The sequence below is a fragment of the Salmonella sp. 2020_1459 genome (genome assembly GCF_043847915.1).
GTDB lineage: Bacteria > Pseudomonadota > Gammaproteobacteria > Enterobacterales > Enterobacteriaceae > Salmonella > Salmonella enterica.
This window is the reverse complement of sequence record NZ_JBCMFA010000004.1, coordinates 321,295-334,071: the sequence shown is the minus strand read 5'-3', so window position 1 is coordinate 334,071 and position 12,777 is coordinate 321,295. Positions and strand designations below refer to the sequence as shown.

Below are 12,777 nucleotides of genomic sequence, written 5' to 3'. Positions count from 1 at the left end.
CTAGTTTCGGTTACGGGTGACTTTAATAACGTCTGGCATCACGCGGATTTTGCGCATGATATTCGCCAGATGTACGCGATCGCGTGCGGTAAGGCGAATAAAGGTACTATAGACGCGACCATCTTTCTCTTCAGTATTCAGGCTTTGAATATTGGAGGTGGTGGTATTAATCGCCGCCGTCAGGTTAGCCAGCGCGCCCTGATGGTTAAACATTTCCACCTTGATTTCGGTAATGAATTCCTGCTCCGTCTCTTTGTCCCATTCGACCGCCATAAATTTCTCTGGCTCTTTCTGGTATCCACGGATATTACGGCAGGATTCATGGTGGATCACCAGTCCTTTACCTGGGCTTACGTGAGCGATGATCGGGTCGCCTGGGATCGGACGACAACACTTCGCAAAGGTGATAAGCACGCCATCCGCGCCTTTAATCGGCAGGTGGCCGTGATTCGATTGCGCAACGGTCGGCACCACGGCTTCGCCTTGCTGCAGATTTTTCGCGACCACTACGCTCATCGCGTTGCCGAGACCGATTTCCGCCAGCAGATCGTCAAGCGTTGCCAGCTTCATACGATCCAGTTCGCGCTGAATATTTTCCTGCGGAATTTCCGCCAGCTTACGACTGCCGCCTAAAGCATGGTTAAGCAGACGACGGCCCAGGCTTACGGAGTCATCACGTTTGAGGTTTTTCAGCAACTGACGAATTTTAGCGCGCGCTTTAGAGCTGACGACAAAGTTCAGCCAGGCGGCGTTGGGACGCGCGCCCGGCGCGGTAATAATTTCGACGGTCTGACCGCTGCTAAGCGGCTGCGACAGCGGGTAAGGCTGCCGGTCGACACGCGCGCCGACGCAGGCGTGACCGATGTCGGTATGCACTGCATAGGCAAAATCCACCGGCGTAGCGCCAGCGGGCAGCTCGACAATGCGTCCTTCCGGGGTGAAAACGTAAATCTCATCCGGGAAGAGATCGGATTTTACGCTTTCGATAAATTCAAACGAACTACCGGCGCTCTGTTGTAGCTCCAGCAGGCTCTGCATCCAGCGCTGGGCGCGGATCTGCGCCGTGGTGCTGGTCTCACCGTGTTCTTTATATGCCCAGTGCGCCGCAACCCCCATTTCCGCCATCTGATCCATGTCTTCGGTACGGATCTGGACTTCAACAGGAACGCCGTGCGGGCCGATCATCGAGGTGTGCAAAGACTGATAGCCGTTCGCTTTGGGAATGGCAATATAGTCTTTCACGCGTCCCGGACGCGGCTTATAGAGACTGTGCATCTGGCCGAGTACGCGATAGCAGGTATCGGAGTCATGAACGATCACGCGGAAAGCGTAAATGTCCATGATCGAGTGAAAACGCTGCTCTTTGAGCACCATTTTACAGTAGATCGAGTAAAGATGTTTTTCGCGACCGCTAACGCGACACGGAATTCCCGCCTCTTGCAAGCGTCCTTCGATTTCAGAGAGGATTTTTTGGATCATCTCCTTACGGTTGCCGCGCGCCGCTTTTACCACTTCTTTGATGACGCGGTAACGATTGGGATACAGCGCTTCAAAACCCAGCTCTTCCAGCTCGGTTTTAATGTGATGAATACCTAAACGGTGCGCCAGCGGGCTGTAGATTTCGAGGGTTTCACGGGCAATACGACGACGTTTATCCGGGCGTAACGAGCCCAGCGTGCGCATGTTATGGGTACGGTCAGCAAGCTTAATAAGAATGACGCGGATATCCTGCACCATCGCCATAATCATTTTGCGAAAGTTTTCGGCCTGCGCCTCTTTCTTATCGCGGAACTTGAGCTTATCAAGTTTCGACACCCCCTCTACCAGCTCGGCAACGCTTTTACCGAAAAGCTGTTCCATGTCCTGATAGGTGGCGGGGGTATCTTCAATCACGTCATGCAGCAGAGCGGCCATCAGCGTTTCGTAGTCGAGTTTCATCTCGGCCAGAATACAGGCCACCGCTACCGGGTGCGTGATATAGGGTTCACCGCTTGAACGTGTCTGGCCCTCGTGAGCGTCACGTGCAACGAGATACGCCTGCCGAAGACGCTTAATCTGGTCTTCCGGCAGGTAGGTTTGAATCAGTTGATTCAGGCTTTCAAACAGATACAAGGGCGACCCGCTTTGTGATTAACGACGACCTTCAGCAATAGCGGTAACGGCTTGTAATTCAGCGGCTTCCTGCTCTTGCTGTTCCTGGCGCTCGCGGACGTCGAGGATCTGGTTGTTAATCAGACCTTCTTCGATTTCGCGCAGCGCGATAACGGTAGTTTTATCGTTTTCTTCCGGTACCAGCGGATCCTTTCCGCCTACCTGCATCTGACGAGCGCGACGCGCGGCGACCAGTACCAGGTCAAAACGGTTACCAATTTTCTCTACAGCGTCCTGAACAGTTACGCGTGCCATACTTAAAATGCTCCACAGGTGAAGAAATGACTGGGCATGATACTGAAAGTGGGTTCAGTCTGCCAACAATTTGCTGATTAAAGCGTCATGACGCTGCTTTTGGCGGCTCATACGCAGACGTTCAGCGCGAATGATGGTTTTCAAGTCGCTTAACGCGGTATCAAAGTCGTCATTCACAATAAGATAATCATATTCGGCGTAATGGCTCATTTCTGCAACCGCTTGCGCCATTCGTTTGGCAATGACTTCTTCGCTATCTTGCCCGCGGCCGCGTAAACGGCGATCCAATTCGATCTTTGATGGCGGCAAAATAAAAATGCTGCGTGCTTGCGGCATCTTTTCGCGAATTTGCTGGGCGCCCTGCCAGTCGATATCCAGAAAAACATCAACGCCGGTTGCCAGCACTTGCTCAATGGTTTCGCGCGAAGTGCCGTAGTAATTGCCAAACACTTCCGCGTGCTCCAGAAACGCCTCCCTGCCAATCATGGTTTTAAACTCATCATGATTTACAAAGAAATAGTGCTCACCGTGCACTTCACCCGGACGCGGCGCGCGCGTGGTATGTGAAACGGAAACCTGAGTGTCATACAACGGTTGGGTTTTTAATAAAGCCTGAATCAGGCTGGATTTACCCGCGCCACTGGGGGCAGAAACAATATAAAGCGTACCTTGAGCCATGAGTATCTTACGTCTGTGATTATCGAAATAGAGCCTTGATACGGGCTTATTATACACATCGCCGTTATGCGACGTAGTCTTTGTCACACTTTTTGCGCCAGATTATTGCATTTTGCGTCCCTTTTTCCGCTTTTATCGCGTCGTTGCAGCAACCCACCAAAAAATCTGGAAAGCGGCTCGGATGGTGCATTTTTACCTGTCGGTTTTTATTCACTAAAGCGCTATACCTGCCGGGCAATGTGCGCAGGAGGTTGTGATGAGATTATGGAAAAGTATGGCGTGGGGAATTTTATTGTGGCATTCGCAGAGTGGGGCGCTTTGCCCGGCCTGGCCGCCAGCAAGGGCCGCTGAAGAAATCACCCGTTTACAGCAACAGCTCGCTGACTGGAATGACATCTACTGGAAACAAGGTGTTAGCGCGGTTGACGATAGTGTGTACGACCAGCTCAGCGCAAGGCTGGTTCAGTGGCAACGCTGTGTTGGTCAGGATGTTTCATCTACTCCGGTTTCACCGCCGTTAAACGGTACAACAATGCACCCTGTTGCGCACACGGGCGTACGTAAACTCGCGGACCGACAGGCGGTAGAACAGTGGATGCGCGGGCGCAGCGAGCTTTGGGTACAACCAAAAGTGGATGGCGTAGCGGTAACACTGGTTTATCAAAACGGTAAACTGGCCAGGGCTATCAGCCGGGGTAACGGACTACAAGGCGAGGACTGGACGCCAAAAATTCGCCTGATCCCCTCTATACCGCAGTCAACACAAGGCGCGCTTGCTAACGCGGTGTTGCAGGGCGAAATCTTTCTACAGCGCGAGGGACATATCCAGCAACGGATGGGCGGGATGAATGCGCGCTCGAAAGTCGCAGGAATGTTAATGCGCCAGGATAACGCCTCCGCGCTAAATTCGTTGGGTATTTTTATTTGGGCGTGGCCGGACGGTCCGGCAAATATGCCCGAAAGATTAAGCCAACTTGCTAAGGCTGGATTCAGTCTGACGAAGAAATATTCCCTGGTGGTAAAAGATGCCAGCGAGGTCGAGCGGGCGCGCCAGTCATGGCTGACGTCAGCGTTGCCCTTTGTGACGGATGGCGTAGTGATACGCATGGCTAAAGAGCCCGCGTCACAATACTGGCGACCCGGGCAGGGCGACTGGCTGGCAGCATGGAAATATCCGCCAGTAGCGCAGGTCGCGCAAGTGAGCGCTATTCAGTTCTCGGTGGGGAAAAGCGGCAAAATTACCGTAGTAGCGTCGCTTGTCCCCGTTATATTGGATGATAAGCGGGTTCAGCGGGTCAATATCGGTTCTGTGAAACGTTGGGAAGCGTGGGATATCGCGCCGGGCGATCAGATCCTGGTGAGTCTGGCCGGGCAAGGCATTCCCCGGCTTGATGAGGTCGTCTGGCGGAGTCGTGAGCGGAGTAAGCCTGTACCGCCTGATAGCCATTTCAACTCGCTGACCTGCTTTTACGCGTCGGCAACGTGTCAGGAACAGTTTATCTCCAGGCTGATATGGCTGGGGTCACGGTCGGCGTTGGGTCTGGACGGAATGGGTGAAGCCAGCTGGCGGGCCTTGCATCAGACGCATCGCTTTGAGCATATCTTCTCCTGGCTTACCCTGACGTCAGCGCAAATAGCCAACACGCCAGGCTTTGCTAAAGGAAAAAGCGAGCAGATATGGCGGCAATTTAACCTGGCGCGCCGGCAGCCGTTTACCCGCTGGATCATGGCGATGGATATCCCCTTAACGCAGGCTGCATTACAGGCCAGCGGCGATCGTTCATGGGAGCAGTTATTAATGCGAACAGAGCAACACTGGCGGCAGTTACCAGCGACGGGCGAGCGTCGTGCCGGGAGAGTCATCGACTGGCGGAATAATCTGCAGATCAAAGCGCTGAGCAGATGGCTGGCTGCTCAGCATATTCCCGGATTTGGGTCTTAGTGCCCTTCATGGCGGTAATAAAATACCGGCAGGCCAAGTTTAAGACGTAGCGCTAATAACCTTGCTGTAAAGCCAAACAGTAGCGTAGAGATAACGACGACATCCGGATTCATGACGTAATGTTGCAGCGCAATATAGAGCACCGCCGAGGCGAACGAAATGCCGGCATATAGCTCTTTTTGAAACACCAGTGGAATGCGTTTGCAGAACATATCGCGGAGCACGCCGCCAAAGACGCCAGTAGTGACGGCGGCCACCACGGCGATAATTGGCCCTTCGCCCATATCAAGGGCTATCTGAGCGCCAATAATAGAGAAAACCACCAACCCCAGCGCGTCAAGTACCAGGAAAAGCTTGCGTAAATAGGGCATGACGGGGGCAACAATGGTGGTCAATACAGCGGCAGTCGCCACAATAATGACATATTCGGGATGCTTCACCCAACCCAGCGGATAGTGACCGAGCAGAATGTCGCGAACCGAGCCTCCACCAATGGCGGTGGCGGTAGCAATAATAATTACGCCGAATGTATCCATGCGACGACGACCCGCAGCGAGTGCGCCCGTCATGGCCTCGGCAGTGATGCCAATTAAATAAAGAACGTGCAACAGCATGATTTCCCCCTAATTTACTGGGGGCGAAGATTAACGATTTGTGCGCTGTATCACGATTGAGATTTTCTAAGGCATTACACGATTAATAAATTTTAGTAATGATTTTAAATTTATGATTAATAATTATTTATTATAAATATCAATAAATTGAACATCATTTTTGTGGTTTATTGTATGCGAGGTTTTTCTGTTTTGACTTAGATAATTTAAAAGAACGGCGCCCTGGACGCGCCGCCGGTGAATCATTTCATTATGGCTGCTGTGCGGTAAGTTGTGTGATGAAGCGCTGGCGCGAGCGTTCCACATACTGTTGCAAGCCATTGGAATCAAAGAAAGCCTGTGTATCGCCGTTGCGAAGTTGCTGTCGTTTCTCCAGTAGCCCGAAGCGGTCACCTTTGTTGGCAATAAAGATATCAACATGCTGGGCGGCCAGTGTCTTAAAGCTGCTCTGAATATCAGTAACCAGGTCAGGGTAATTTTTGTTGTTAATCAGCAGATAGTCAGGTGTGGCGAGACTATCTGCGTAAATTAGCGTCTTGCCGTTGCGGAGCGTTACGCGCCAGGAGGTTGAGCCGGGTAGATGTCCAGGCGTGAATAGCGCTGTCACGGTTATCCCTCCGAGGCTGATGCTTTCCTGGTTGTGGATAATTTTATCGGTGGTGACGGGCGGGAAGGGGAGCGCATCGCCAAGCGCAAAATCCTCTCGTCCACCCCTCGCCATCTGATCGGCGTTGGGTTGGCTGGCGACCAATTGTGCGCCGCTCCACGCTTTCAAACGTGCCATGCCCCCCGCTTGATCCAGCCGCGCATGGCTGTTCAACAGATAGCGCACGTCTGTGAGGCGGAATCCTGCCGCTTCAATATTCGCTTTAATTTGCGGTGCGCTTTCATCCAGCCCCGCATCAATAAGAATATGCCCTGCCGGAGTGGTCAGCAGAATAGAAGAGAGATTTTTCGTACCGACATACCACACGCCTTCTGTGATTTGAAACGGCTTTATAGGCTTAGCCCACGCTTTAAACAGTGATAACGGAGGCGCGGGTGATAACGGTTGTGAAGGATCTAATGCCGCCATGGCAGGAAGTGCTGATGTTGAAAATATACATACAAGGAATAATGCATAGCGATTCATAATGTTCTCCTGATTGAAGCGCCCGCAGTATACCTGGCAGTAATTTAGCCAGGTTCAATAAGAGAGACGTTTAATGAACTTGCTGCAAATGGATATGAACCTGTTAAAAGTACTGTATGTGCTGCTGGAGACGAGCTCTACGGGGAAAACGGCGCAAAAGCTGGCTTTATCGCCTTCTGCGGTAAGTCATGCGTTAATGAGATTGCGCGATGCGCTAAACGACCCGTTGTTTCGACGGGAAGGGAACCGCCAGATTGCTACGCCTTATGCGCAGGCGCTGCGTGACAAATTGGCGCCTGTGTTTGTTTCGCTTAATGAGGAGCTGTTTGGCGATAAAGAGAACGGCTCCCGTTGTTTTCGGGTGGTACTTCCTCCCGCATTGAACGCGCTGCTTACGCCCGTTCTCGCAGAGAAAGGTCATCTTCATCAGGCGGTGATCGAGTGCCTTCCTTTTGCCCGCCGACCCTGGCGTGATGAACTGTTGGATAGCTCGGTTGATTTGGTGCTGGCAATTGGCGACCATCAAAAGCAGGTCAGCGCTCTGCATTACGAGCGGGTGGGGACTACGCGTTTGATCGCGGTTTATGGCGCGCCATTGCGTTCACGTCTGGAGAATGCCACAGCGTTGAATTTTGCTGATCTACAGCATTATCAACACATTTACTGTTTGCCGTGGACAAAAGAGAACAACGAACTGGACAGGCAGCAGGCTCGTGCCGGGTTTGAACGTCCGCTGGCGTTTGTTTGTCATGATTACAGTCAACTTGCGCCTGCTGTCCAGTCGGCGCCGCTAATGGCGATTGTACCGCGCCCCTGGTATGAAAATTTATCCGATAAGCGCGGTCTTTTTGTCCTGCCGCTTGCCGGGGAGCAGGCGGAAGGCGCTATTTTTATGCAGTATCGGGCTTCAACGGTAGAGTGGAAGCGACGCCTTATCGACGCTATTCGCCGGAAATTAAAAACGTACTACCGATAAACGCGAGAGCCCGCATAAGGCGGGCTCTGTGACATATTGAGCGCCAGAATTATTCAATATTCTGGATTTGCTCGCGCATTTGCTCGATCAACACTTTTAATTCAATAGCGGAGTTAGTTACATCCGCGTTGATGGATTTGGAGGCCAGGGTGTTCGACTCACGGTTAAATTCTTGCATCATGAAGTCCAGACGGCGACCTACCGCCTCTTTTTTCTTCAGAATGTTGTAAGTCTCTTTGACGTGCGCTTCCAGACGATCCAGCTCTTCCGCCACATCAATGCGTTGCGCCATCATCACCAGCTCTTGCTCCAGACGGTTGTTTTCCAACTGAACCTGAGCATCTTCCAGCTTCGCGACCAGGCGCTCACGCTGCCATTGCAGGATTTCCGGCATATGCGCGCGGACTTTCGCTACTTCGGCGCTGACGCCTTCCAGCCGTTGTTCAATCAGCGCTTTCAGCGCCTGGCCTTCCGTTTCGCGCGCGACGATAAAGTCATCCAGCGTACCGTCCAGTGCGGCTAAAATTTCTGCGGCAATCGCGTCCAGATCCTGCTCTTGCGCCGCCATGACACCTGGCCAGCGCAAAATATCAACCGGATTGATTTCCCCTTCGTCGCTCTGCATTTTGACCCAGTTTGCGGCGCTAACTAATTGTTTCGCGAGCTTTTCATTCAGAATAAGCTCGCCTTGCGCGCTGGCATCGGGTTCAAAACGCAGCATACATTCGACTTTGCCGCGCGTCAGGCGTGTACGAATGCGTTCGCGCACGACGGGTTCAAGACTACGGAACTGTTCCGGCAGACGAAAGTAAGTTTCCAGATAACGCTGGTTTACCGAGCGCATTTCCCAGGTCGCGCTACCCCATTCACCCTTGATTTCACGCCGGGCGTAGGCGGTCATACTGCGGATCATAGATGTTCCCGTTTTTAAAGGAGAGATGAGGGGATTATAGCTATCCAGGCCTTGTCAGGATAGGAATAACCATCGGAAGTCCGTATAATGCGCAGCCACATTCGTTTTAAGCCGGAGATCTCAATATGCGTCCAGCAGGCCGTAGCGCTAATCAGGTGCGTCCCGTAACCCTGACCCGTAACTATACAAAACACGCTGAAGGCTCGGTACTGGTCGAATTTGGAGATACCAAAGTGTTGTGCACTGCCTCCATTGAAGAGGGCGTTCCACGTTTTCTGAAAGGACAAGGCCAGGGGTGGATCACCGCAGAGTATGGCATGTTGCCTCGCGCTACCCATACCCGTAACGCGCGCGAAGCGGCAAAGGGTAAGCAGGGCGGCCGTACTATGGAAATTCAGCGTTTGATCGCGCGTGCGCTGCGTGCGGCGGTCGATCTGAAAACGCTCGGCGAATTTACCATTACGCTGGACTGCGATGTAATCCAGGCCGATGGCGGTACGCGTACAGCGTCTATTACCGGTGCCTGCGTGGCGTTGGCGGATGCGCTGAATAAATTGGTTGCCAACGGTAAGCTGAAAACCAATCCGATGAAAGGCATGGTGGCGGCGGTTTCCGTAGGCATCGTTAACGGCGAAGCGATCTGCGATCTGGAATATGTTGAAGATTCCGCAGCAGAAACCGACATGAACGTCGTGATGACTGAAGACGGCCGTATTATTGAAGTACAGGGTACCGCGGAAGGCGAGCCGTTCAGCCATGAAGAACTTCTCACTTTGTTGGCGCTGGCCCGAGGGGGAATTGAATCCATTGTGGCGACGCAGAAGGCGGCGTTAGAAAATTGATTTTAAGGCGACTGAAAAGTCGCCTTTTTTTTGTCCGTAAATTTCGTAAATGATGAAAGTAAGAAAAGGAGCGAATCCATGAAACCGTATCAGCGCCAGTTTATTGAGTTTGCGCTTAACAAGCAGGTACTAAAGTTTGGCGAGTTTACGCTGAAATCCGGGCGCAAAAGCCCCTATTTCTTCAACGCCGGGCTGTTTAATACCGGGCGCGACCTGGCGTTGTTAGGCCGTTTTTATGCCGAAGCGCTGGTGGATTCCGGTATTGAATTTGATCTGCTGTTTGGCCCCGCGTACAAAGGTATTCCGATCGCGACGACGACGGCGGTTGCGCTGGCGGAACATCACGATAAAGACCTGCCGTACTGCTTTAACCGCAAAGAGGCAAAAGATCATGGTGAAGGCGGGAGCCTGGTGGGCAGCGCGCTACAGGGCCGCGTGATGCTGGTGGATGACGTGATTACCGCAGGTACGGCGATTCGCGAGTCAATGGAGATTATTCAGGCGCACGGGGCTACGCTGGCTGGCGTACTGATTTCGCTGGATCGTCAGGAACGTGGCCGCGGCGAGATTTCCGCGATTCAGGAAGTGGAGCGCGACTATGGTTGTAAGGTTATCTCCATCATTACGCTGAAAGACCTGATTGCCTATCTGGAAGAAAAACCTGATATGGCTGAGCATCTGGCGGCTGTGCGAGCATACCGGGAAGAATTTGGCGTGTAAGCGAATTGCCCGGTGGCGCTTTACCGGGCCTATGTTTCTGTCGCCTGGATAAGGCGTGAGCCACTATCCAGTCAGCGTTACTGTAGCTGAGCGGCAATGAGCGGCCAGCGGGCGTCGAAATCGTCCGTTGGGCGGTATTTAAATTCGCTACGCACGAACCGTGAAAGCATACCTTCACAGAAGGCTAACAGTTGGCTTGCCAGCAGATTTTCATCCGTCGTGTAGCCTTCGCCTTCACGCATTCTTTTTTCTCGTAGCACCTGGCGGAGCTGCGCTTCGATGCGTTCAAAAAGCTGATTAATGCGCCCCTGCAGGCGATCCTGTTCAAACATCAGCGCGTGCCCGGTAAGAATGCGCGTCAGGCCAGGGTTGCGTTCGCCAAAACCCAGAATCAGCAACACAATCAGGCGCAAACGCGTGCTGGTGTTTTTTTCATCTTTTAAAATCAGATTGATACGGGTAATCAGACTATCTTCGATAAACTCAATCAGGCTATCGAACATGCGGGTCTTGCTGGGAAAATGGCGGTATAGCGCCGCTTCTGAAACGCCGACCGAGGCCGCCAGTTTTGCCGTCGTGATGCGTTGGCTTCCATCGCTGGATTCAAGCATCAGCGCCAGTGACTGAAGTATTTCTTCGCGACGATTCCTTTTCGCAGTTTGTTTTTCTGCCATGTTACAAAATACCCCTGAAAATAAGCACTTGCCAGGCGAGCACCCACGCTATAACCGCAAACTCAGCGCTTGCGGCAGTATTATGACGTTATGGGGATGCGTAAAATTTACTTACGGCCAGAATGACCGAAGCCGCCCTCGCCACGTTCGGTGGCGTCAAATGCTTCCACCAGATTAAATTCGGCCTGAACGACCGGAACAAACACCATTTGCGCGATACGTTCGCCCGGTTCAATGGTAAAACTGTCCTGACCACGGTTCCAGATCGAAACCATCAGTTGCCCCTGATAATCGGAATCAATCAGCCCGACCAGGTTGCCCAGCACGATACCATGTTTATGGCCCAGGCCCGAACGCGGCAACATGACTGCCGCCAGTGATGGATCGGCGATATGAATGGCCAGTCCGGTAGGTACCAACGTCGTTGCGCCAGGCGCCAGTTCTACGGCGTCGTCGAGACAGGCGCGCAGGTCAAGCCCGGCAGAACCAGAAGTAGCATAAGTCGGCAGCGGAAACTGCTGACCAACACGCGGGTCCAGAATCTTAACGTCGATTTTTTTCATCATAACGGGTCACGATCTCGTCGAGTAATAATTGGCCCAGGAGTTCTTTTCGCTCAAGCGGTAAGACTTTATCTCCATCCTGCCAGAAAAGGTGTAAAGCGTTTTTATCGCTATTAAATCCTTGATTTGAAAGTGAAACATCATTTGCACAAATCAGGTCAAGGTTTTTACGGATACGTTTTTGCCGGGCGTATTCTTCCACATTATTCGTTTCCGCGGCAAACCCAACAACATAGGGGCGATTGTCACTGAGTGCGGCCACCCCGGCGACAATGTCCGGGTTTTTGACCATTTTTATTAGTAATTCATCACCTTGCGCCGCCTGTTTTTTGATTTTTTCACTGGCGATAGTCTCTGCGCGATAGTCAGCCACGGCGGCGCAGCTAATGAAAATGTGCTGCTGTTGAACGGCGGCCTGAACAGCGGCTTCCATGTCCAGCGCGGTTATGACATCAACCCGTTTTACAAAAGGCGGCGTCGGTAACGAAACGGGACCGGAGACCAGCGTGACATTTGCGCCGCGACGCGCTGCGGCCGCCGCAATAGCGAAGCCCATTTTACCGGAGCTGTGGTTGGAAATATAACGCACCGGGTCGAGCGGTTCGCGCGTCGGACCTGCCGTAATCATGATATTAAGATGTCGCAAATCGTTGACGGCAGCGAAATGCGCGGCGGCCTTATCAACGATAACTAATGGGTCCAGCATTCGGCCTGGGCCTACGTCGCCGCACGCCTGACTGCCGCTATCCGGCCCCCAAATGAACAGGCCGCGAGAGGCGAGCACCTCCAGATTATGTTGCGTGGCGGCAGCGCGGTACATCTGTTGGTTCATGGCCGGAAGCACGGCCACCGGGGCTGGCGTCGCCAGGCAAATGGTGGAGACTAAATCATTAGCCATACCCGATGCTACACGGGCGATCAGGTCGGCGGTCGCGGGGGCAAGAATCACCAGGTCGGCCCATTTCCCCAACTCGATATGCCCCATCGCGGCTTCAGCGGCAGGGTCAAGCAGACTGTCGGATACGGGATAGCCCGACACTGCCTGTAAGCTCAGGGGGGTAATAAAGGCTTTTGCCGCCTCGGTCATTGCCACGCGCACGTCAGCGCCGCGCTCACGTAAACGGCGCACCAGCTCCGGCGTTTTATACGCAGCGATACCGCCGCTAACGCCGAGAACAATTTTTTTACCGGCCAGGCTCATCATGTCTTTCCTGTTGGGTGACTTTGAAAGGCGGCTATTTTATCACAATCTCTACGGCGTCGTGTCTTTGCCTGCGCTCCACTTTGCGAGGCGCTACGCAAGAACAAAATCGGGGC

13 protein-coding genes are annotated in these 12,777 nt (G+C 52.9%); 4 read left to right on the top strand and 9 right to left on the bottom strand.

The genetic code is table 11. The features are described from left to right. Genes spoT through gmk form a run of 3 tightly spaced genes read right to left on the bottom strand, consistent with a single transcriptional unit; the run spans position 1 to position 3,084 of the window. Positions 1–2,112, bottom strand: a complete 2,112-nt coding sequence (gene spoT / locus ACH0VJ_RS13415; RefSeq protein WP_000280481.1) for a bifunctional GTP diphosphokinase/guanosine-3',5'-bis pyrophosphate 3'-pyrophosphohydrolase — start codon at positions 2,110–2,112, stop codon at positions 1–3. A gap of 18 nt (positions 2,113–2,130) precedes the next feature. After that, positions 2,131–2,406, bottom strand: a complete 276-nt coding sequence (gene rpoZ / locus ACH0VJ_RS13410; RefSeq protein ID WP_000135058.1) for a DNA-directed RNA polymerase subunit omega — start codon at positions 2,404–2,406, stop codon at positions 2,131–2,133. A gap of 54 nt (positions 2,407–2,460) precedes the next feature. Beyond that, a complete protein-coding gene (gene gmk / locus ACH0VJ_RS13405) occupies positions 2,461–3,084 on the bottom strand; it encodes a guanylate kinase (protein ID WP_000046966.1) in 624 nt (207 codons plus the stop codon). A 256-nt stretch (positions 3,085–3,340) separates the two neighbouring features. Between gmk and ligB the strand changes: the two genes are divergently transcribed. Beyond that, positions 3,341–5,026 carry an NAD-dependent DNA ligase LigB gene (gene ligB, locus ACH0VJ_RS13400; protein WP_001241840.1) on the top strand — a complete coding sequence of 562 codons (1,686 nt, stop codon included), beginning with the start codon at positions 3,341–3,343 and terminating at the stop codon, positions 5,024–5,026. Here ligB and ACH0VJ_RS13395 read toward each other — a convergent pair. Both ACH0VJ_RS13395 and ACH0VJ_RS13390 read right to left on the bottom strand, forming a co-directional pair. Beyond that, positions 5,023–5,640, bottom strand: a complete 618-nt coding sequence (locus tag ACH0VJ_RS13395) for a trimeric intracellular cation channel family protein (protein WP_000924334.1) — start codon at positions 5,638–5,640, stop codon at positions 5,023–5,025. The genes ligB and ACH0VJ_RS13395 overlap by 4 nt on opposite strands. A gap of 250 nt (positions 5,641–5,890) precedes the next feature. After that, complete coding sequence (locus ACH0VJ_RS13390; RefSeq protein ID WP_001082979.1) at positions 5,891–6,772, bottom strand: HARLDQ motif MBL-fold protein; 882 nt, start codon at positions 6,770–6,772, stop codon at positions 5,891–5,893. A gap of 73 nt (positions 6,773–6,845) precedes the next feature. On the opposite strand from ACH0VJ_RS13390, the gene ACH0VJ_RS13385 reads away from it, so the two are divergent. Continuing rightward, positions 6,846–7,748, top strand: a complete 903-nt coding sequence (locus ACH0VJ_RS13385; RefSeq protein WP_001050866.1) for a LysR family transcriptional regulator — start codon at positions 6,846–6,848, stop codon at positions 7,746–7,748. 49 nt (positions 7,749–7,797) lie between these two features. Here ACH0VJ_RS13385 and ACH0VJ_RS13380 read toward each other — a convergent pair whose 3' ends face one another. Further along, the gene (locus tag ACH0VJ_RS13380; protein ID WP_000621352.1) at positions 7,798–8,661 is read right to left on the bottom strand and encodes a YicC/YloC family endoribonuclease; all 864 of its coding nucleotides are present in this window, start codon (positions 8,659–8,661) and stop codon (positions 7,798–7,800) included. A 125-nt stretch (positions 8,662–8,786) separates the two neighbouring features. Here ACH0VJ_RS13380 and rph point away from each other — a divergent pair, with 125 nt between their 5' ends. Both rph and pyrE read left to right on the top strand, forming a co-directional pair. Continuing rightward, positions 8,787–9,503 carry a ribonuclease PH gene (gene rph, locus ACH0VJ_RS13375; RefSeq protein WP_001247078.1) on the top strand — a complete coding sequence of 239 codons (717 nt, stop codon included), beginning with the start codon at positions 8,787–8,789 and terminating at the stop codon, positions 9,501–9,503. A 78-nt stretch (positions 9,504–9,581) separates the two neighbouring features. Further along, positions 9,582–10,223, top strand: coding sequence for an orotate phosphoribosyltransferase (gene pyrE / locus ACH0VJ_RS13370; RefSeq protein ID WP_000806167.1), 642 nt, complete (start codon positions 9,582–9,584; stop codon positions 10,221–10,223). A 77-nt stretch (positions 10,224–10,300) separates the two neighbouring features. Here pyrE and slmA read toward each other — a convergent pair whose 3' ends face one another. From slmA to coaBC, 3 genes are all read right to left on the bottom strand, one after another. Further along, a complete protein-coding gene (slmA, locus tag ACH0VJ_RS13365) occupies positions 10,301–10,897 on the bottom strand; it encodes a nucleoid occlusion factor SlmA (protein WP_000818607.1) in 597 nt (198 codons plus the stop codon). A gap of 107 nt (positions 10,898–11,004) precedes the next feature. Further along, on the bottom strand, positions 11,005–11,463 hold the full coding sequence (dut, locus tag ACH0VJ_RS13360) for a dUTP diphosphatase (protein ID WP_000976078.1): 459 nt from the start codon (positions 11,461–11,463) through the stop codon (positions 11,005–11,007). Further along, positions 11,441–12,661 (bottom strand): bifunctional phosphopantothenoylcysteine decarboxylase/phosphopantothenate--cysteine ligase CoaBC, encoded by a 1,221-nt coding sequence (coaBC, locus tag ACH0VJ_RS13355; RefSeq protein ID WP_000050176.1) that lies wholly within the window; start codon positions 12,659–12,661, stop codon positions 11,441–11,443. The genes dut and coaBC overlap by 23 nt, the downstream gene beginning before the upstream one ends. Positions 12,662–12,777 lie beyond the last annotated feature (116 nt).